The 18,899-nt window shown below is 71.5% G+C and carries 21 protein-coding genes; 9 read left to right on the top strand and 12 right to left on the bottom strand.

Features of this window, described 5'->3' with window-relative positions:
* Positions 1 to 5 precede the first annotated feature (5 nt).
* Positions 6 to 230, bottom strand: coding sequence for a DUF3039 domain-containing protein (locus KZ829_RS21045; RefSeq protein WP_220145666.1), 225 nt, complete (start codon positions 228 to 230; stop codon positions 6 to 8).
* Between the two features lie 103 nt (positions 231 to 333).
* Here KZ829_RS21045 and KZ829_RS21050 point away from each other — a divergent pair, with 103 nt between their 5' ends.
* Entirely contained in the window at positions 334 to 1,287 is a 954-nt protein-coding gene (locus KZ829_RS21050) for a pseudouridine-5'-phosphate glycosidase (RefSeq protein WP_220145629.1), read from the top strand.
* 2 nt (positions 1,288 to 1,289) lie between these two features.
* Positions 1,290 to 2,171, top strand: a complete 882-nt coding sequence (locus KZ829_RS21055) for a carbohydrate kinase family protein (protein ID WP_220145667.1) — start codon at positions 1,290 to 1,292, stop codon at positions 2,169 to 2,171.
* Between the two features lie 150 nt (positions 2,172 to 2,321).
* Here the strand turns inward: KZ829_RS21055 and KZ829_RS21060 are convergent, their stop codons facing one another.
* Positions 2,322 to 2,702, bottom strand: coding sequence for a DUF3099 domain-containing protein (locus KZ829_RS21060; RefSeq protein ID WP_220145630.1), 381 nt, complete (start codon positions 2,700 to 2,702; stop codon positions 2,322 to 2,324).
* A gap of 67 nt (positions 2,703 to 2,769) precedes the next feature.
* The gene (locus tag KZ829_RS21065) at positions 2,770 to 3,357 is read right to left on the bottom strand and encodes an HhH-GPD-type base excision DNA repair protein (protein WP_220145631.1); all 588 of its coding nucleotides are present in this window, start codon (positions 3,355 to 3,357) and stop codon (positions 2,770 to 2,772) included.
* A gap of 34 nt (positions 3,358 to 3,391) precedes the next feature.
* Between KZ829_RS21065 and dtd the strand changes: the two genes are divergently transcribed.
* Positions 3,392 to 3,811, top strand: a complete 420-nt coding sequence (dtd, locus tag KZ829_RS21070) for a D-aminoacyl-tRNA deacylase (RefSeq protein ID WP_220145632.1) — start codon at positions 3,392 to 3,394, stop codon at positions 3,809 to 3,811.
* On the opposite strand, the gene KZ829_RS21075 is transcribed toward dtd, so the two are convergent.
* Positions 3,808 to 4,596, bottom strand: a complete 789-nt coding sequence (locus KZ829_RS21075) for a sporulation protein (RefSeq protein ID WP_220145633.1) — start codon at positions 4,594 to 4,596, stop codon at positions 3,808 to 3,810. The genes dtd and KZ829_RS21075 overlap by 4 nt on opposite strands.
* 270 nt (positions 4,597 to 4,866) lie before the next feature.
* Between KZ829_RS21075 and sigB the strand changes: the two genes are divergently transcribed.
* Complete coding sequence (gene sigB, locus KZ829_RS21080) at positions 4,867 to 5,820, top strand: RNA polymerase sigma factor SigB (protein WP_220145668.1); 954 nt, start codon at positions 4,867 to 4,869, stop codon at positions 5,818 to 5,820.
* An 11-nt stretch (positions 5,821 to 5,831) separates the two neighbouring features.
* Here the strand turns inward: sigB and KZ829_RS21085 are convergent, their stop codons facing one another.
* Positions 5,832 to 8,378 carry a bifunctional acetate--CoA ligase family protein/GNAT family N-acetyltransferase gene (locus tag KZ829_RS21085; RefSeq protein WP_220145634.1) on the bottom strand — a complete coding sequence of 849 codons (2,547 nt, stop codon included), beginning with the start codon at positions 8,376 to 8,378 and terminating at the stop codon, positions 5,832 to 5,834.
* Between the two features lie 2 nt (positions 8,379 to 8,380).
* The gene (locus KZ829_RS21090; RefSeq protein ID WP_220145635.1) at positions 8,381 to 9,562 is read right to left on the bottom strand and encodes an acetoin utilization protein AcuC; all 1,182 of its coding nucleotides are present in this window, start codon (positions 9,560 to 9,562) and stop codon (positions 8,381 to 8,383) included.
* 151 nt (positions 9,563 to 9,713) lie between these two features.
* On the opposite strand from KZ829_RS21090, the gene KZ829_RS21095 reads away from it, so the two are divergent.
* Positions 9,714 to 10,400: an iron-dependent transcriptional repressor DtxR gene (locus KZ829_RS21095; protein WP_308285598.1), complete on the top strand. Its 687-nt coding sequence runs from the start codon at positions 9,714 to 9,716 to the stop codon at positions 10,398 to 10,400.
* Here the strand turns inward: KZ829_RS21095 and KZ829_RS21100 are convergent.
* On the bottom strand, positions 10,397 to 10,957 hold the full coding sequence (locus KZ829_RS21100) for a hypothetical protein (protein ID WP_220145637.1): 561 nt from the start codon (positions 10,955 to 10,957) through the stop codon (positions 10,397 to 10,399). The genes KZ829_RS21095 and KZ829_RS21100 overlap by 4 nt on opposite strands.
* 72 nt (positions 10,958 to 11,029) lie before the next feature.
* Positions 11,030 to 11,260 carry a DUF5522 domain-containing protein gene (locus tag KZ829_RS21105; RefSeq protein ID WP_220145638.1) on the bottom strand — a complete coding sequence of 77 codons (231 nt, stop codon included), beginning with the start codon at positions 11,258 to 11,260 and terminating at the stop codon, positions 11,030 to 11,032.
* Between the two features lie 53 nt (positions 11,261 to 11,313).
* Here KZ829_RS21105 and KZ829_RS21110 point away from each other — a divergent pair, with 53 nt between their 5' ends.
* Together KZ829_RS21110 and KZ829_RS21115 are read left to right on the top strand one after the other, a co-directional pair.
* Entirely contained in the window at positions 11,314 to 11,772 is a 459-nt protein-coding gene (locus tag KZ829_RS21110; protein ID WP_220145639.1) for a MerR family transcriptional regulator, read from the top strand.
* Entirely contained in the window at positions 11,769 to 12,668 is a 900-nt protein-coding gene (locus tag KZ829_RS21115) for an alpha/beta fold hydrolase (protein WP_220145640.1), read from the top strand. Before KZ829_RS21110 ends, KZ829_RS21115 begins: the two co-directional genes overlap by 4 nt.
* Positions 12,669 to 12,687: 19 nt before the next feature.
* Here the strand turns inward: KZ829_RS21115 and KZ829_RS21120 are convergent, their stop codons facing one another.
* The 4 genes from KZ829_RS21120 to KZ829_RS21135 form a co-directional block, all read right to left on the bottom strand.
* Complete coding sequence (locus KZ829_RS21120; protein ID WP_220145641.1) at positions 12,688 to 13,236, bottom strand: hypothetical protein; 549 nt, start codon at positions 13,234 to 13,236, stop codon at positions 12,688 to 12,690.
* A gap of 160 nt (positions 13,237 to 13,396) precedes the next feature.
* The gene (locus KZ829_RS21125; protein ID WP_220145642.1) at positions 13,397 to 16,300 is read right to left on the bottom strand and encodes a vitamin B12-dependent ribonucleotide reductase; all 2,904 of its coding nucleotides are present in this window, start codon (positions 16,298 to 16,300) and stop codon (positions 13,397 to 13,399) included.
* 86 nt (positions 16,301 to 16,386) lie between these two features.
* Complete coding sequence (nrdR, locus tag KZ829_RS21130) at positions 16,387 to 16,905, bottom strand: transcriptional regulator NrdR (protein ID WP_220145643.1); 519 nt, start codon at positions 16,903 to 16,905, stop codon at positions 16,387 to 16,389.
* Between the two features lie 350 nt (positions 16,906 to 17,255).
* Positions 17,256 to 17,393, bottom strand: coding sequence for a hypothetical protein (locus KZ829_RS21135; RefSeq protein ID WP_220145644.1), 138 nt, complete (start codon positions 17,391 to 17,393; stop codon positions 17,256 to 17,258).
* A gap of 253 nt (positions 17,394 to 17,646) precedes the next feature.
* Between KZ829_RS21135 and lexA the strand changes: the two genes are divergently transcribed.
* Both lexA and KZ829_RS21145 read left to right on the top strand, forming a co-directional pair.
* Positions 17,647 to 18,420: a transcriptional repressor LexA gene (gene lexA, locus KZ829_RS21140; RefSeq protein ID WP_183216292.1), complete on the top strand. Its 774-nt coding sequence runs from the start codon at positions 17,647 to 17,649 to the stop codon at positions 18,418 to 18,420.
* A gap of 252 nt (positions 18,421 to 18,672) precedes the next feature.
* The coding region (locus KZ829_RS21145) for a hypothetical protein (protein WP_220145645.1) at positions 18,673 to 18,899 on the top strand (227 nt) is incomplete at its 3' end.

Here is an 18,899-nt window from a genome sequence, read left to right on the forward strand (position 1 = left end):
CCGGATCAGGCCTTCATGGCTTCGTAGATCTCCTTGCACTGGGGGCAGACGGGCGACCCCGGCTTCGGCGACTTGGTCACCGGGAAGGTCTCACCGCAGAGAGCGATCACGTAGGTGCCCATGACGGCACTCTCAGCGATCTTCTCTTTGCGGACGTAGTGGAACATCTCCGGCCCGGTGTCGGCGTCACGGGTGTCCGGACGCTCCAGGATCTGGGTGCTCACGGTTATCTGCCCTTCGGGAAATCAGCAAAGCCTCAGCGGCCAAGTCTGACACCTCACGCCTGGTCGGTCCAACGACAACGCAGGGGGTCCGGCCCGTACGGTAACCAGCGTGACGACTGACTTCGCGATTCGATACGGCGAGCATGTGACCCGTGCCCGCCGGGACGGCCGGCCGGTGGTGGCGCTCGAGAGCACGATCATCTCGCACGGTCTGCCGCACCCCGACAACATCCGGGTGGCCCGGGAGATCGAGCAGGCCGTCCGGGACAACGGCGCGGTCCCGGCCACCATCGGCATGATCGGCGGCGAGGTGATCGTCGGGCTGGAGGACGACCAGGTCGAGCGGCTCGCGTCGGCCGAGTCGGTGGCCAAGCTCTCGGTGCGGGACGTGGCCGTCGCGGCGGCCCGGCGCGCCGACGGGGCGACCACGGTGGCGGCCACCAGCGCGATCGCCGCGACCGCGGGCATCGGGGTGTTCGCCACCGGCGGCCTCGGCGGGGTGCACCGGGAGGCGAACGTCACGTACGACGAGTCCGCCGACCTCACGGCGCTGGCCCGGACCCCGATCGTGGTGGTCTGCGCCGGGGTCAAGTCGATCCTCGACGTCGGCGCCACCCTGGAGCGGCTGGAGACGCTCGGCGTGTCGGTGGCCGGTTTCCGGACCCTGCGCTTCCCCGGCTTCTTCATCACCGACGGCGGCTTCGACCTGGACTGGCAACTGGACTCGCCGGAGCAGGTGGCCGACTTCATCCGGGCCCGTGCCGCGCAGGGCGTCTCCGAGGGGGCGCTGGTGCTGGCCAACCCGCTGCCCACCGACGAGCAGCTGGACCCGGCGCTGCACGACCGGACCCTGGCGACCGGGCTGAACCTGCTCGCCGAGCAGAACATCACCGGCAAGGCGGTCACGCCGTTCCTGCTCGGCCACTTCCACTCCAGCACCGAGGGGAAGAGCCTGGCGGTCAACATCCAGATCATCCTGCGCAACGCCGCGCTGGCCGCGAAGATCGCGGTGGCGACCAGCAGCGGGTCGTCCGCGCCGGTCGGATTCGCCGTCCCGGCGTGACCATGATCCTCGTCGTCGGCGACCTGGTCACCGACGTCCTGGTCGAGCACCACGGGCCGATCGAGCCCGGCTCGGACACGGACGCGGCGATCCGGGTCGCCGGTGGCGGCCAGGGCGCGAACACGGCCGCCTGGCTCGCCCACGCCGGCCGGGCGGTCACCCTGGTCGCGGCGGTCGGCGACGACCGGGCCGGCCGGGACCGGGTCGCCGAGCTGGAGGCGGGCGGTGTGCGGTGCGCGGTGCGGATCGCGGACGCCGCGACCGGCAGCGTGGTGGTGCTCACCGGCGCCGCGGAACGCACCATGATCACCGATCGCGGCGCGTCGCTGCTGCTCGACCCGGACCACGTCACCGCGGTGGTGTCGGCCGCGCCGGCCGGCGGGCACCTGCATCTCTCCGGCTATCCCCTGCTGCACGCCGGGTCGCGCCCGGCGGGCCTCGCGGCACTGGCGGCCGCGGCCTCGAGAGGACTCACGGTGAGCGTCGACGCGGCCTCGGCGGCCCCGTTGCGCGCCGTCGGGGCCGAGGTCTTCCTGGATTGGGTACGGGGAGCCGACCTGCTCCTGTGCAACGCCGACGAGGCCGAAGCGCTGGCCGGTCCGGGCACGCCCGTCGAGCAGGCGGCACGGCTCGCCCGTCAGGTCCGCAACGTGGTGATCAAGCAGGGCGCGGGCGGGGCCCTCTGGCACGGCACGGACGGGGTCGCGGCTGTGGCGGCGGAGGTCGTGCCGGTGCGGGACCCGACCGGGGCGGGTGACGCCTTCGCGGGCGGGCTGCTCGCGGCGTGGTGCTCCGGGGCCGATCCGGAAGCGGCGCTGCGGGCCGGCAACGCGCTCGGGGCCACCGCGGTCTCGACCGTCGGCGGGCGTCCCACACCCCGCTGAGGGAACCGGGGGGCCGACGACGGTCGGCAGGCGGGGCTGGACAGGACTCACCCTGCCGGCCCGCCTGCCTCTTTCGAGGATCGGGCCGCGCGGACGGCGTACCGATGAGGGGTTGGAAAGAGACGCGGAGCGGGAGGCGCGCCTCGGGGGTCAGTCGGTGCGGCCTCGCGTCTCGTCGACCACCTCGGCGTCGATGGTGATGTGGTCCGGCTCGGGGGCCGGCTGGGTCAGGGCGCGCCGGGTGTCCTCCCGGGCGGCCGCGTCGGCGGCCCGCTCGGCCTTGCTCTTGGGCGGCCGGTCGTTCGCGATCAGCACCGCCATCCAGGGCAGGAGGACCATGCCGAGCGCGCAGAGGGCCAGCCACAGCGGGAGCAACGGGACCTGCGCGCTGATCAGGATCGCGCCGAGGATCAGGCATCCGGCACGCACCGACATCATCGAGACGTAGCGGATCTGCCGGCTGCGGAGCTGGTCCTCCTGGCTGGTGGCGGCGTCGGTGATCAACACCGGACGCTCCGGGTGTCTCTTCACGCGAGCTCTCCGATCGACCCCGCCATCCTTGCACCGGACGGGCCGTCCCGCCCACCGGGTCGGGACCTCAGGCCTCCTTGGCCGCTTTCGCCTCGGCCTTGGCCTGCTTCTTGTAGGCGCGCACCCGGGCCAGCGAATCGGCGTCGACGATGTCGGCCACCGACCGGTACGACCCCTCCTCGCCGTAGCCGCCGGCCGCCTCCCGCCAGCCCTCCGGCCGCACGTCGTAGAGCTTGCCGAGCAGCGCCACGAAGATCTGCGCCTTCTGCTTGCCGAAGCCGGGCAGGGCGAGGATCCGGCGGTACAGCTCGGCGCCGGTCTTCGCGTCGCGCCACAGGTTCGCGGGGTCGCCGTCGTACCGGTCGGCGATGATCCGGCACACCTCCTGGGACCGCACCGCCATCGCCTTGGGGAAGCGGTGCAGGGCCGGCGGCTCGGCGAAGATCGCGATCAGCCGCTCGGTGTCGAAGTCGGCGATCTCGGTGGCGGTCGGCTCGTGCCCGAGCCGCTGCGCCAGCACCCACGGCGAGGTGAACGCCTTCTCCAGGGTGATCTGCTGGTCCAGCACGATGCCCAGGGTCACGGCGAGCGGGTCGCGGTTGAGGAGGTCGTTGGCTTCGGCCGGCACCGGCAGGGAGAACGTCACGCCAATCATGATGGCAGGCCGGGCTCCGGTACCGTCCACGATCATGCGCGCAGTGGTACAGACCGTGAGCCGGGCGAGTGTGACGGTCGGCGACGAGGTGGTCGGCAAGATCGAGAACGGTCTGCTGGTCCTGGTCGGGGTCACCCACGACGACACCCCGGCCAAGGCCGCCGAGCTGGCCCGCAAGACCTGGGAGCTGCGGGTGCTGGACGACCGGTCGGCCGCCGACCACAACGCGCCGGTCCTGGTGGTCAGCCAGTTCACCCTCTACGGCGACGCCCGCAAGGGGCGCCGCCCGAGCTGGAGCGCGGCCGCGCCGGCCGAGACCGCCGAGCCGCTCGTCGAGGAGTACGTGAAAGCACTGCGCGCCCGGGGAGCGACGGTCGAGACCGGCCGCTTCCGGGCGCACATGCTGGTGGAAAGCGTGAACGTGGGACCCTGCACGGTCCTGCTGGAGCTCTAGAAGAACAGCCCCCGGCGGGACGCCGACTGGCGCAGCCACTGGTCCAGGCGCGACACCCAGTCCACCTGGTCGGCGGTGGCGTAGTCGACGTCGAAACTGCCGAACGCGTCGTGCCCCTCGGTGAAGACACCGCCGCGCTTGTCCAGCTCCAGCACCACCTGGAGCTTCTGCGGGGTGGGCAGGAAGGTCAGCTCCAGCTGGTTGATGCCGCTCGCGTACTGCGGCGGCGGGTAGAACTCGATCTCCTGGTAGAACGGCAGGTGCTGCTCCACCCCGTAGACCCGGCCCTGCTCCACGTCGGCCTTGCTGAACCGGAAACCGATCTGGAGCAGCGCGTTGAGGATGCGCTCCTGGGCCGGCAGCGGGTGCACGGCGACCGTGTCGAGATCCGACTTGTCGACGGCGCGGGCCACCTCCAGCTCGGTGGCGAGACCCATCGTCATGCCGTGCAGATGCTGCCCGTACACCTCGGTGATCGGGGTCTGCCACGGCACCTCGAACCGGAACGGCACGTCGTGACGGACGCCCGGCTCCAGCTTGAAGGAACCGGTCAGCCGCTGCCGGTGGAACTCCTGATTCGACTGGTACTCACTGTCGCCGCTCTCCACCTCGACCCGGGTGGTCAGGGCGACGGCCACGTACTCGATATCCACCGCGTGGTCACCGCCGACCACATGGACGTGCCCCTCGAGGAAGCCGCCCGGATAGGTGTTGGGGTTGGTCAGCACGGTGTCGACCGACGGCCCACCGACGCCGAGCGCTTGCAACATCTTCTTGAAGACCACGCAGATCCCCTCCTAGGGCCAAGCACATTATCGGCCTGCGGCAAGTGTCCCGGTGCCTCGAACGCCCGGTTGTCGGTTTGACGACCACAGGCTTCTCCCCGATTCATGCCACCTGGACGCTGGCCTCACCTCCGCTTAACGCGCCTCGGACGAAGCTAGCCCTCACACCGGCACGCAGCGGCTGGTTCGCACGAGACGTTATCGCGGGGGAGGGGACTCAAAGTGGTCCTGGAGATGAAGGCGTCGGAGTCCACGGTCGTCGAGGACATCATGACCGACGAAGTCGAGACGCTGGCCGACCTGGACGCGACCGACGAGCGGGGCGTCTCGGCCGACCTGGTCCGCGCCTACCTCAACGGCATCGGCCGGACCCGGCTGCTCACCGCCGTCGAGGAGGTGACGCTCTCCAAGCGCATCGAGGCCGGCCTGTACGCCGAGGAGAAGCTGCCGTCGGCTCCCGCCGACCTGGCGCCCGTGCTGCGGGTCATCGTCGCCGAGGGCAAGGCCGCGAAGAACCACCTGCTGGAGGCGAACCTGCGCCTGGTGGTCAGCATCGCGAAGCGGTACACGGGACGGGGCATGGCGTTCCTCGACCTGATCCAGGAGGGCAACCTCGGCCTGATCCGCGCCGTCGAGAAGTTCGACTACACCAAGGGCTACAAGTTCTCCACGTACGCCACCTGGTGGATCCGGCAGGCCATCACCCGCGCCATGGCCGACCAGGCCCGCACCATCCGCATCCCGGTGCACATGGTCGAGCAGGTCAACCGCATGGTCCGCTGCCGCCGCGACCTGGCCGCCACGATCGGCCGCGAGCCGAGCATCGCCGAGATCGCCAAGGCCATGGACGTGCCCGAGTTCCAGGTCATCGAGCTGATCTCGTACGACCGGGAGCCGGTGAGCCTGGACCAGGCGGTCGGCGAGGACGGCGAGAGCGCCCTCGGTGACTTCGTGGCCGCCGTCGACCCGAACGTGCCCGGCGAGGGCCACACCCAGGGCGAGCTGCGCAGCGAGGTGGAGATCGTGCTCAGCACCCTCTCCGAGCGGGAGTCCGCGGTGATCCGGCTGCGCTTCGGCCTGGACGACGGCCGCCAGCGCACCCTGGACGAGGTGGGCCGCGAGTTCGGCCTGAGCCGCGAGCGGATCCGCCAGATCGAGAAGGTCACCATGCTGAAGCTGCGTGACCCGGAGCGGGCGTCCCGCCTCGAGGCCTACGCGAGCTGACCCTCAGACCGTCAGACCCTCCGCAACCTCCGGGGGCCGGTGTCCGGCCGGGCCCCCGGGTCACCGAACTCGACGGCCGCGTGCAGGACGGTCCAGCCGTCCGGGCGGGCCAGCACCGGGTTCAGGGTCAGCGACCGGACCCGCGGGTGCTCGTCGGCCAGCCGGCCCACCCGCAGCAGCAGGTCGATCAGGGCGGCCCGGTCCACCGGCGTGGAGCCACGGTAACCGTGCAGCAGCGGGGCCGCCCGGGGCTCGTCGACCAGCGCCTCGGCCGCGCGGTCGGTGAGCGGCGCGGCCCGCCAGGCCAGGTCGCCGAGCAGCTCACTCGCCACACCGCCGAGCCCGAAGCCGATCACCGGGCCGAACGCCGGGTCCTCGACCATCTCGACGACACAGGCGACGCCCGGCGGCACCATGGTCTGCACCAGCACGTCCGGACCGAACGCCCCCGCCAGTTCGCGGTACGCCGCGCGTACCCCCTCCTCTCCGGAGAGGGTGAGGCGCACCGCGCCGAGGTCGATCCGATGGCGCAGCGCACCGCCCGCCGCCTTGAGGGCGACCGGATAGCCCACCTCGGCCGCCGCGGCGACCGCCGCGTCCTCGTCGCCGGCCTGCACCGCCGGCACCATCGCGATGCCGTAGGCGGCGAGCAACCCGGCCGGGTCCTCCGCCGTCTCGGCGGCCACCGGGTCCATGCCGGACAGCTCGGGCAGCACGCCCGGCGGGCGCCGCAGCCAGTCGGCGTAGTCGGCCACCCGGGACAGCGCGCGGACCGCCTCCTCCACCGACGGATAGCCGGGCACCCGCGGCGGGGCCTGCCCGAAGACCATCGTCGCGACGGTCGGCTTCTCCCCGGCCAGCGCCACGCTCGCCAGGGCCGCCGCGAAGTCGGCGTCCTCGTCGGCGTGCCGGCCGGGCACCGGCGGGGCGAAGACCACCAGCAGCGCGTCCACCCGGTCGTCGACGGCCGCGTCGGCCAGCGCGTCGGCGAGATCGTGCGCGCCGGCGTCCGGGCCGGTGTCCCGCGGGTAGCCGTCGGCCACCAGGAGACCGGCCGACCGGCAGGCGACCACGGCCAGTTCGGCGAGCGCCGACGAGTTGCCGACCACGGCGACCCGGCGGCCGGCCGGCAGCGGCTGGTGGGCCAGGATCATGCCGACGTCGAAGAGCTCCTGCACGGTGTCGACCCGGATGACGCCGGAGCGGGCGAACAGGGCGGTCACCGCGTGCGCGTCCGGGCCGGGCGTGTCACCGGCCAGACCGGGCGGGCGGGTCGCCGAGGCCACCGCCACCACCGGCTTGATCCGGCTCATCCGGCGGGCCAGGCGGGCGAACTTCCGCGGGTTGCCGAAGGTCTCCAGGTAGAGCAGCACCACGTCGGTGCCGGGGTCGTCCTGCCAGTACTGGAGCAGGTCGTTGCCGGAGACGTCGGCGCGGTTGCCGGCCGACACGAAGCTGGACAGGCCCAGACCCCGGCGGTCGGCCTCGGCCAGCAGCGCCACGCCGAGCGCGCCGCTCTGGCTGAAGAAGCCGACCCGGCCGGCGATCGGCAGGCGCGGGGAGAGGGTGGCGTTCAGGCGTACCCCGGGGTCGGTGTTGGCGATCCCGAAGCTGCTCGGGCCCACCACGCGCAACCCCGCGGCCCGCGCGGCCTCGATCAGGCCGCGCTGCTGGGCGGCGCCCTCCGTGCCGGTCTCGGCGAAGCCGGCCGAGACCACCACCGCGCCGCCCGCTCCGGCGCGGGCCGCGTCGCGCCCGGCCTCGGCGACCCGGTCCGCGGGCACGGCGATCAGGGCCAGGTCGATCGGGACACCGGCTTCCGAGGCCCTCCGGTACGCGGTGAGCCCGGCCACCCGCTCGGCGGACGGATGCACCGGGACGATTCCGCCGGTGTAGCCGCCGTCACGCAGGTTGCCCAGGATGTGCGCGCCGATCCCGTGGCCGGTGGCGCTGGCGCCGTAGACGGCGATTCCCCGGGGCGCCAGCAGCCGGGCGATCGACCGCGCCTCGGTGACGTGCTCGCGGGACTCCTGCACCTCACGGGACTTCTCGGTCGGCGCGATCGGGAAGCTCAGGTGCACCACCCCGTCGGCGTAGCGGCGCTGCACCTGGTAGCCGGTGTCGCCGAAGACCCGCAGCATGCCGCTGTTCTCCGGCAGCACCTCGGCCACGAACCGGGTGATGCCGTGCTCGCGGGCCGCGTCGGCGAGATGCTCCAGCAGCACCGAGCCGATGCCCCGGCCCTGGAGCGCGTCCTCCACCACGAAGGCGACCTCGGCCTCCGGCGAGTCGGGGCCGAGCCGTTCGTACCGGCCGACCGCGGTGATCCGGCCGTCGGCGACGGTGACGAACGCCTCCCGGTCGCGGTGGTCGACGTTCACGAACCGGTGCAGGTCGCGCTCCGGGATCCGGGGGTACGGCGAGAAGTAGCGGAGGTAGCGGGTCCGGTCGCTCATCCGGGAGTGGAAGTCCACGATGGCCGGCGCGTCCTCCGGCCGGATCCGGCGCAGGTGTGCCGTGGTGCCGTCGGAGAGCAGGACGTCCGCGCTGCGTTCCACCGTCAGTCCCGGGGATCGTGCGGGTCGAGGCCGTACAGCGGGAAGACCGCCGTCCGGGTGGCGAGGACGGCACGGTCCACGGCGTCCTCGCTGGTTCCCGGCCAGGGCTCCACCGGCGGCTCGGTCCCGTCGGTCATCGTCTCCGGGACGGTGGTCCCCGGCCGGCGCGACCCGGCCAGCACGCGCCACGGCTGCGGGATCCGGGTCTCCGGGGGCAGCGGGTCGCCGGTGACCACGGCGAGCAGGTGTGCCCACGCCCGGGGCACCACCTCGACCAGCGCGTAGCCCCCGCCGCCGGTGGCCACCCAGCGGCCGTCGCAGAGCTCGTCGGCCAGGGCCCGCATGGCGATGTACGCCGCGCGCTGGCCGTCCACCGACAGCCGCAGGTCGGCGAGCGGGTCGAGCCGGTGGGCGTCGGCGCCGCACTGGCTGACGATGATCTCCGGGGCGAAGGCGCGGACCACCGACGGGACGATCGCGTGGAAGGCCCGCAGCCAGCCGGCGTCGCCGGTGGACGGTGGCAGCGGCACGTTGACCGCGGTGCCCTCGGCGTTCGGCCCGCCGATCTCGTCGGCGAACCCGGTGCCGGGGAAGAGCGCCAGCGGGGTCTCGTGCAGGCTCACCGTGAGCACCCGTGGGTCGTCGTAGAAGACCGCCTGCACACCGTCGCCGTGGTGCACGTCGACGTCGATGTACGCCACCCGCCGCGCCCCGTTCTCCAGCAGCCAGGCGATCGCCACCGCCGGGTCGTTGTAGACGCAGAATCCGGCGGCCCGGGCCGGCATGGCGTGGTGCAGCCCACCGGCCACGTTGACCGCGCGGCGGGCCGTCCCGTGCCAGACGGCCTGCGCGGCGGCGAGGGTGGCGCCGCAGATCCGGGCGGAGGCCTCGTGCATGTCGTCGAAGACGGGGTTGTCCGGTGTGTTCAGTCCCCAGCCCGTGAAGAAGGGATCTATGGGGGCGAGACGGACGGCGTCCAGATAGTCCGCACGGTGCACGCGGGTGAGATCGAGATCACTAGCCTGTCCGGGAGTGATCATCTGAACTCCGGGGCGGTCCAGAACGCCCAGTTCGCGGGCGAGTGCCATGGTGAGTTCCACCCGCACCGGATTGAGCGGATGGTCGCCCATGTCATAGTCCAGCAGGGCACTGTCCCAGACCACCGCCGCCACATCGTCCGCCATGACCGTCATGCTGCCATGTGACATGGTCCCCCGGACGGGCACGACGTGCCGTTAGCACAGGTGTTCCGGCGTCGGGTAGGGTCGGACGGCACCTGTCCGGGGCGGAGGTCAACCCCCCGCAACGCGTTATTATCGCTGCTGGGAGGACCGCATCGTGAACGATCTCGTCGATACCACCGAGATGTACCTTCGCACCATCCTCGAGCTCGAGGAAGAGGGTGTGCCCGCACTTCGCGCCCGCATCGCCGAGCGCCTGCACCAGAGCGGTCCCACGGTCAGCCAGACCGTCGCCCGGATGGAACGGGACGGCCTGCTCACCGTCGAGGGCGACCGTCATCTCGTCCTCACCGAGCTGGGCCGTGACGGGGCCGTCGCGGTGATGCGCAAGCACCGCCTCGCCGAGCTGCTGCTCGTCAACGTCATCGGCATGCCCTACGAGGAGGCCCACGAGGAGGCCTGCCGGTGGGAGCACGTGATGAGCGACGCCGTCGAGAAGCGGGTCTACGAGCTGCTCAACAAGCCGACCCGCTCGCCGTACGGCAACCCGATCCCCGGCCTCGAACAGCTCGGCGCCGTGGACGACGCCGCCGAGGCCCTCACCCGGGGCGAGCGCAACCTCGCCTTCCCCGGACTGAGCGGCAGCGTCGAGATCCGCCGCATCTGCGAGAGCGTGCAGACCAACTCCGACGTGCTGCGCCAGCTGCACGCCGCCGGCATCAACCCGGGCACGACGGTGACGGTGGCGCAGGAGCGCGACGGGGTGACCATCGACCGCTCCGGCGACAAGATCCGGCTGCCGCGTGAGGTGGCGTCGCGGGTGTTCGTCGCCGCCGGCTAGCCGTTGGTGGTGCTCAGCGCCTTGGCGAGTTCGAGCAGCTTCGCGTTCATGTCCTTCACCTCGGCCGCCGGCGCGCCCTTGGCGAAGGTGAAGCGCAACGTCTGGAGCTGCTTGGCCTCGCTGAGCCAGCCGATCTCCACGGCCGGCCCGTGGCCCGCGGCGGCCTTCGTGGTGAGCCGGTAACCGGCACGCCCCAGGCCGCTCAGCTTCGTCGCCTTCGCCGGCATCCGCTCGCTCAGGAAGATGTCGGCGTTCGCCTTCGTGGTCTCCACCACCGAGAGCGTCAGATCCGGCCAGGCGGCCTCCAGCGTCTGCACCACACAGCTCGACGTGTCCTGCACCTGGTCCGAGGCGGCCACCGCGAAACGCACGCCGGTGGTCTGCTCGATGAGCTCGTAGTCCCACAGGATGCAGGCCCCACCGGCCACCGCCGCGGGCTCCTCCACGATCTCCTCGGCCGGGGCCGACGGGGTGGCCGCGGCGGCGTCCTCACCGGCCTCGCAGCCCGCGGCGGCGAGCAGCACCACGGCGCCGAGCAGAGCCAAACGCGTACGCACCAAGCGATCCTTCCGGGGGAACGAGCGGACACACCGTACTGGGCGGCCCGGTGGCAGCGGAAGAGCGGGCGATCACGTGTCGGCCACATACGGGCAGTGCCGGCAGCCGCGGGTGCAGCAGGTGCCGCGCTTCGCCAGGAATCCGGCGGTCAGGACGAACAGGCCGGAATCCGGATCCAGGTAGCCGGGCCGACCGCCGGCCAGGGCCGCGGCGTGGGCGGCCAGGATCTCCGGGCGGCGCGGATGGTCCGGCGCCAGCCGGCTGGGATGAGGTTCGGTCAACGGACGCGGCGCCGGCTCCACACCCGGAACCCTATCGCTTGACACCTGCTGTCAAGTAGGGACAGGATGGCCTCATGGACCTCGCCGGGCAGCTGTTCCGCCTGCTCGACAACCGCCTGCTCGACCCGCTGGAGATCCTCCTGGAGGACGCCCGGCCGGGCGATGCGGTCCGTCCGCTCCTGCGGCACCGGGTGATCGAGTGGACCCGGGTGCTGGAGGGCGACGACGACGCGGCGGCCGTCCACGTGATCGCCCGGCTGATCGGCACGCTCTACCCCGACGATCACGCCTTCCACCCACCGGCCGGCTGGTGGCGCACCCCGTTCGGCCGCGTCGTGGTCCGCCGGGTCGGTCACCCGTTCGCGACCACGGTGTCCCTGTCCACCGCCGGCGCGATGCTGGGCATCAGCCGGCAGGGCGTGCACGACCTGGTGCGCCGGGGCCGCCTGCCCCGCCACCCGGACGGCGGTGTGCCCGTCTCCGCCATCCGCGACCGACTTCGCGACAACCCTCCCACCGAGGAGTCCTCATGATCAACGACCGCCTGATCGACGCCGGCGAGGTTCAGCTGGCCGTCCGCGACTTCGGCGGCGACCAGCCGCCGCTCCTGCTCCTGCACGGCGCCGGGGGCAACCTGGCCCACATGACCACGCTGGCCCGGGCGCTGCGCCCGCACCACCGGGTGGTCACCCTCGACCTGCGGGGGCACGGCCGCTCCGCCGACGGCTCATGGACATGGGAGGCCGCGCTCGGCGACATGGCCGCCGTCTGCGTCCAGCTGGAGCTGGAGCGGCCCGCGGTGGTCGGCCACTCGCTCGGCGGCATGCTGGCCGCGCTGTGGGGTCAGCGCCACCCGGAGTCCCCGGGCATCGTCAGCCTCGACGGCAACCCGCCGCCGACCAGCCCCGAGCACCTGCCCGGCCTCGACCCGGAGAAGGCGGCGGCCGAGCTGGCCCGGCTGCACGCGGTCTTCGACGCCATGCAGGCCGCCGCCGGCCAGGTCATCCCGGCCGACCAGCTGCCCGACCTGGTGGAGCGGCAGCAGATGGCTGCCCGCGACATGGGCGCCAACGAGAAGGTGTGGGTCGAGGGCTTCCGGCGCAACCTGGTCCACCAGCACGGCGACACCTCGATCCGCCCGTCGGCCGGGCTCACCGCCCAGCTCCGGACCGCGATGAACGAGCTGGACCTGACCCCGGTGTACGCGGCGACCACCTGCCCCGAGCTGGTCGTGCTGCCCACCCGCAACCTGCCCGAGCAGGAGCCCTTCGCCGAGCTGTACGAAGCCCACCGCCGGTTCCTGGTGGAGCAGGCGCGGGCCGTGCCGCATCTGCGCCACCTGTCACTGGCCGACGCCTCGCACGCCATGGTGATCGAGCAGCCGACCGCCCTGGCCGGGGTGATCACGGACTTCCTCGGCTCCCACTAGCGTCCTGAGCCGTCGGCTCTCAGCGCGTGTTGCGCTCGGTTCGCAACCAGACGCCGAACTCCACCGCGGTCCGCACCCCGTGCTCCAGCACCGCCGTGCAGATGTCGAAGCCGCTCACCTCGTCCGGGTACTCCGGGCGCTGATGCCACACGTTCTTGATCGCGAGGATGGCCTGCCGCTCCTCGTCGCTGAGCCGCCCGGCCAGCTCACGGTGCCACTCGGCGCCGTCGGCATGGTCGTCGTGCAGCCAGATCGACAGGTCGACACGCCACTCCCCCACGGTGAGGGTGACGTGGTAGCGCTCGTCCCGCGGCTTCCCGGTCGGTGACCGGTCGCCCCGCTCGTCGGTGTAGGTGAAACCGGTCAGTCCGGGGATGGCGGCCACCCGCCCGAGCAGGGCGACGACGTCACCCGGGGCGAGCTCCGGGCTCCCGGCCAGCATCACGTCGAGGTCGCGCCACACCATGAGCCCTGAGACGTAGCTGCCGGTGGGCAGCAGCGGCCCCAGGGGCTCCAGCAGCGCGAGCACCGAACGCGCCTCCGCCTGCAGATCCTCGGGCCGGCCCATCCCGCTCTCCTTCCCATCCGGATGCCTTCATGACCCCCGTAGACGGACATTGTCGGATGTGGCCGATCGGTGAGTGGGTTCGGGGCGTGGCGAGCCCCCTGAAGACGGTGATGCCTCCCACCCGGTGCGGGTGGGAGGCATCACCGTGATGACCGGAGGGTCAGCTGCAACCGGAGGTGGAGCCGCAGCCCTCACAGACGTAGCAGCTTCCGGCGCGGCGCATCTTCGTGCCGCAGGTGAAGCAGAGCGGCGCGTCGGCGGCGTGGCCGGTGACGATCTCCAGCAGCTCGGTCGAGGATCCGGCGGAGACCGGGGTCTCCTTCTCCGGAGCCGACGCGGCCTTGACCTCGGCCACCGTCACCTTGGCGGAACTCGCCGGGATGACGACCGGCGCGGAGGTGGCCATCGAGGCCATCTCCTCGGCGGCCGCTTCCGCGGCGGCCTCGGCGGCGGCCTGCGCGGTGCGCTCCTTCGCCGTGAAGATGCCCAGCTCAGCGCGGGTCTCGTACGGCAGGAAGTCCAGTGCCAGGCGACGGAAGATGTAGTCCATCACCGAGGAGGCCATGCGGACGTCCGAGTCGTCGGTCATGCCGGCCGGCTCGAAACGCATGTTGGTGAACTTCCCGACGTACGTCTCCAGCGGCACGCCGTACTGGAGGCCTATCGAGATGGCGACCGAGAAGGCGTCCATCACCCCGGCCAGGGTGGAGCCCTGCTTCGACATCTTCAGGAAGACCTCGCCGAGGCCGTCGTCCGGGTAGGACGACGCGGTGAGGTAGCCCTTGGCGCCCCCGACCGAGAACGACACCGTCTCCGACGGGCGCTTCTTCGGCAGCCGCTTGCGGACCGGGCGGTACTCGATGACCTTCTCGACGATCTTCTCGACCTGGGCGACCGCCTTCGCGACCTCGGCCGGGGCCGCCTCGGTCTTCTTCTTCGCAGCGGAGAGCGGCTGACCGACCTTGCAGTTGTCGCGGTAGATCGCGAGCGCCTTGAGGCCCAGCTTCCAGCCCTGGAAGTGGATGTCCTCGATCTCCTCGACGGTCGCCGACTCCGGCATGTTGACCGTCTTGGAGATGGCGCCGGAGATGAACGGCTGCACCGCGGCCATCATCCGGACGTGACCGATCGGGGCGATCACCCGGTCGCCCATGGCGCAGTCGAAGATCGCGTAGTGCTCCGGCTTGAGGCCGGGCGCGTCGACGACGTTGCCGTGCTCGGCGATGTGCTCGATGATCGCCTCGACCTGCTCCTCGGGGTAGCCGATGCTGCGCAGGGCCCGCGGGACGGTCTGGTTGACGATCTGCATGGAGCCGCCGCCGACCAGCTTCTTGAACTTGACCAGGGCCAGGTCGGGCTCGATGCCGGTGGTGTCGCAGTCCATCATCAGGCCGATGGTGCCGGTCGGGGCGAGCACCGACGCCTGGGCGTTGCGCCAGCCGGTCTTCGCGCCGATCTTGTTGCCGGTCTGCCACTGACGGGTCGACTCGCGGACGATCTCCGCTGCGACGGCGCCCTGCGGGCGGATCTCGTCGTTCGCGGCGGCGTGCTTGCGCATGACGCGCTGGTGCGCATCGGCGTTACGGGCGTAGCCGTCGTACGCGCCGACGACACCGGCCAGCTCGGCGGAGCGACGGTACGCGGTACCGGTCATCAGCGAGGTGATCGCCGCGGCGACGCTGCGACCACCCTCCGAGTCGTAGGGCAGGCCGGACGCCATGAGCAGGGCGCCGAGGTTCGCGTACCCGATGCCGAGCTGACGGTAGGCGCGGGTGGTGATCCCGATCTTCTCGGTCGGGAAGTCGGCGAAGCAGATCGAGATGTCCATCGCGGTGATGATGAACTCGACGCTCTTGACGAACTTCTCCACCTCGAAGCCACCGTCGGCCTTGAGGAACTTCATCAGGTTGAGCGAGGCCAGGTTGCAGGACGAGTCGTCCAGCGACATGTACTCCGAGCACGGGTTGGACGCGGTGATGCGGCCGGTCTCGGGGTTGGTGTGCCAGTCGTTGATGGTGTCGTCGTACTGGAGGCCGGGGTCGGCGCACTCCCAGGCGGCCTGGGCGATGTCGCGGAACAGCTTCTTGGCGTCGATCTCCTCGATCACCTCGCCGTTCAGCCGGCCACGGAGCGCGAACGTGCCGCCCTCCTCGACCGCCCGCATGAACTCGTCGCTGACCCGCACCGAGTTGTTGGCGTTCTGGTACTGCACGCTGACGATGTCGGCGCCGCCCAGGTCCATGTCGAAGCCGGCGTCCCGCAGCGCGCGGATCTTGTTCTCCTCGCGCGCCTTGGTCCAGACGAACTCCTCCACGTCGGGGTGGTCGACGTCGATGATGACCATCTTGGCCGCGCGGCGGGTGGCGCCACCGGACTTGATCGTGCCGGCGCTGGCGTCGGCGCCGCGCATGAAGCTGACCGGGCCGCTGGCCGTGCCGCCGGACGAGAGCAGCTCACGGGAGGACCGGATCCGGGAGAGGTTCACACCCGAGCCGGAGCCGCCCTTGAAGATCAGGCCCTCCTCCTTGTACCACTCGAGGATCGAGTCCATCGAGTCGTCCACGGAGAGGATGAAGCACGCGCTGACCTGCTGCGGCGACTTGGTGCCGACGTTGAACCAGACCGGCGAGTTGAAGCTGAACACCTGGTGCAGCAGCATCCACGTCAGCTCGTGGTCGAACAGCTCGGCGTCGGCCGCGGTGGCGAAGTAGCCGTGCTCCTCGCCCGCCTTGCGGTAGGTCTGGACGACGCGGTCGATCAACTGCTTCAGCGACCACTCCCGCTCCGGGGTGCCCACCGCGCCACGGAAGTACTTGGTCGTGACGATGTTCGCCGCGTTCACACTCCAGAACGCGGGGTACTCCACGCCGCGCTGCTCGAAGTTGATCGAGCCGTCGCGCCAGTTCGTCATGACGACGTCGCGGCGTTCCCACTCGACCTCGTCGTACGGGTGAACGCCCTCGGTCGTCCAGACCCGCTCCACTCGCAGCCCCCCGGCCGCCGCGCCGCCGCCGCCGTTCGCCCGGCTGCGCTGACGACCTGCAGTGATGCCGTCTCCGGCCATATGGATGTGCTCCCCCTCGTAGGTACCGCTACAGGTGTGTCGGTAAGAAAGTGAGTCGGACTGAGGTCGGCCGCTGCCGCGGATTCTCAGCCGTTGATCTTGGGTGCGCGTCCCCCGGACCGTGGCGCGACAGCATGTCGCGTCCCGGCTTCCCGGACGGGAACGGCGTCGCGCAGCGCGGCGATCTCCTTCTCGAATTCGTCGAGAGAGTCGAAGGACTTGTACACGCTGGCGAACCGGAGATAGGCCACCTGATCCAGCTCACGCAACGGCGTGAGGATCGCCAGGCCCACCTCGTGGCTGGGGATCTCGGCGGCGCCACGCGCCCGGACGGTCTCCTCCACCCTCTGCGCGAGCAGAGCGATGGAGTCCTCGTCGACGGGCCGGCCCTGACAGGCCTTGCGCACCCCGCTCATGATCTTCGTCCGGCTGAAGGGCTCGGTGACGCCGCTGCGCTTGACGACCGCGAGGACCGCCTCCTCGACGGTCGTGAAGCGCTTGCCGCACTCGGGGCACGCCCGCCGGCGACGGATCAACTGACCGTCGTCGGCCTCACGCGAGTCGACCACGCGCGAATCGGCATGGCGACAGTACGGGCAGCGCACCGCGATCTCCCTTCGGCCCCTTCTCAACGGACTCCGGGCACGCCGAAGCGCAGCGGAACCGATGTCGGCACGACCGGTAACGCTGTGGATGGCATGTGGATAACCAGGGAGAAAGAAACCCAACCTGTGGACAACTTGCATCAGTGTAACCACTAGATGTTGGGGTAGACGCTAGGCCCCGGCGGACGCCGATGCAAGCTCAGCGACGTGCCGACGCGCCGTATTTTGCACCTCACCACCACCGGTGATGTCACGATCACTCGCAGCGCCCGGAACGGACCACGCGACGCGCCGGAGAATCGGGCGGGACACCCGACGGAGATCAACCTGGGACGCCCGGGACAGCCAGGTCAGGCCTGGGAAGCCGTAGTGAAGAGCACGACACTCGCCAGGGCCACCATGACGAAGAAGGCACCGAGCAGCACGACCCGGCCACGCCGCGTGAGCCGCAACGGCGGCCCGACGTGTCGCGCACCACCGACCGTCATGGCGATCCCTCCTCTAGGACACCCGTTCGATAGAACGTCCGTACGACGGTCTATCAGAACAGGGGTACGGAAGTCGAGCACCCGGGAGCGACACGCCGGTGAAATCTCGTACAGATGTTTGAATATGTCGCACCTGCCCATTAGGTTTTCCGTCAAGAGGGGTCAGCCGGACAAACGCCATCCCCACGGCGTTGCCCCCGGCTCCGCGACGCACCACGTGCCGACTAGGCACTGGCCGACAGGGAGGGCGGACGTGTCGACCGACGACCGCACGAGCCGACAGCAGCAGACCAGGAAGACCGAGACCGCCCGCCGCCGGACGACGAGCCGTTCCCGCGGTCCCGAGGCGCCCCAGTTACGCGCGGTCACACCGGTCAGCCACCTGCCCGAGGTGGTGGCCTCCGACCTCACCGCCCGGCAGCGCCGCATCCTCGAGTTCATCCGAGACTGGGTGGAGAAGTACGGCTACCCGCCCAGCGTCCGCGAGATCGGCGAGGCGGTCGGCCTGGTCTCCCCGTCCAGCGTGGCGTACCAGTTGAAGGCTCTGGAGAGCAAGGGATACCTCCGGCGCGACCCCAACCGGCCCCGCGCCGTCGACGTGCGGGCGCCCGGCGAGCTGGTCGACGACGAGGCCCTGCGGGCCGCCCGGCCGCAGCCGGCCTATGTGCCCCTGGTCGGCCGGATCGCCGCTGGTGGCCCGATCCTGGCCGAGCAGGCCGTGGAGGACTTCTTCCCGCTGCCACGCGAGCTGGTCGGCGAGGGCGATGTCTTCATGCTGGAGGTCAAGGGCGACTCGATGATCGACGCGGCGATCTGCAACGGCGACTGGGTGGTGGTCCGCCAGCAGCCCAACGCCGAGGCGGGCGACATCGTGGCCGCGATGATCGACGGCGAGGCGACGGTGAAGAGCTACCGCCAGCGGGACGGGCACGTCTGGCTGATGCCGGCCAACCCGGCCTTCGATCCGATCCCGGGCGACGACGCGACCATCATGGGCCGCGTGGTGGCCGTCCTGCGCCGCGTCTGACCCACCCGCCCCTCCGGGCCCTGGATCCCGGCCGACAGCCCGGACCTGCTCCAGCCGACAGCCGGGACCCGGATCCGCCCCGGCCGACGGCCCTGCCCCGGACGGCAACGGTGGGACGGCGCCCGGCCCGGCAGGCGGGAAAGCGTCGAAGGCCGGCCCCGCATCGCGAGGGCCGGCCTTCGTTGGGTCGAGAGGGGACTAGCGGCTGTCGGGGCCCGGGGGGCGGCCACCGCCGCCATACATGCCCGAGCCTTGCTGGGGGCCACGGGGTTGCTGGCCGCCGTAGCCGCCACCGCCACCGGGCGGCTGCGGAGCACGGCCGGGCTGCTGCTGCGGGCCACGTGGGGGCTGCTGCGGGTTGCGCGGCGGCACCTGGCCCGGGCCACGGCCGGGCGGCGGCTGCTGACCACGGCCGGGCGCCTGCTGAGGACCGCGGGGCGGCTGCTCCTGCGGGCCGCGCGGCGCCTGCTGGGGGCCGC

It is taken from the genome of Actinoplanes hulinensis (assembly GCF_019429605.1).
Taxonomy (GTDB): domain Bacteria; phylum Actinomycetota; class Actinomycetes; order Mycobacteriales; family Micromonosporaceae; genus Actinoplanes; species Actinoplanes campanulatus.

Coding starts and splice junctions, on each gene's coding strand:
- KZ829_RS21055 (WP_220145667.1), top strand. CDS start 1,290: ATGATCCTCGTCGTCGGCGACCTGGTCACCGACGTCCTGGTCGAGCAC.
- KZ829_RS21065 (WP_220145631.1), bottom strand. CDS start 3,357: ATGATTGGCGTGACGTTCTCCCTGCCGGTGCCGGCCGAAGCCAACGAC.
- dtd (WP_220145632.1), top strand. CDS start 3,392: ATGCGCGCAGTGGTACAGACCGTGAGCCGGGCGAGTGTGACGGTCGGC.
- sigB (WP_220145668.1), top strand. CDS start 4,867: ATGACCGACGAAGTCGAGACGCTGGCCGACCTGGACGCGACCGACGAG.
- KZ829_RS21090 (WP_220145635.1), bottom strand. CDS start 9,562: ATGGCGGACGATGTGGCGGCGGTGGTCTGGGACAGTGCCCTGCTGGAC.
- KZ829_RS21110 (WP_220145639.1), top strand. CDS start 11,314: ATGGACCTCGCCGGGCAGCTGTTCCGCCTGCTCGACAACCGCCTGCTC.
- KZ829_RS21115 (WP_220145640.1), top strand. CDS start 11,769: ATGATCAACGACCGCCTGATCGACGCCGGCGAGGTTCAGCTGGCCGTC.
- KZ829_RS21120 (WP_220145641.1), bottom strand. CDS start 13,236: ATGGGCCGGCCCGAGGATCTGCAGGCGGAGGCGCGTTCGGTGCTCGCG.
- KZ829_RS21125 (WP_220145642.1), bottom strand. CDS start 16,300: ATGGCCGGAGACGGCATCACTGCAGGTCGTCAGCGCAGCCGGGCGAAC.
- KZ829_RS21135 (WP_220145644.1), bottom strand. CDS start 17,393: ATGACGGTCGGTGGTGCGCGACACGTCGGGCCGCCGTTGCGGCTCACG.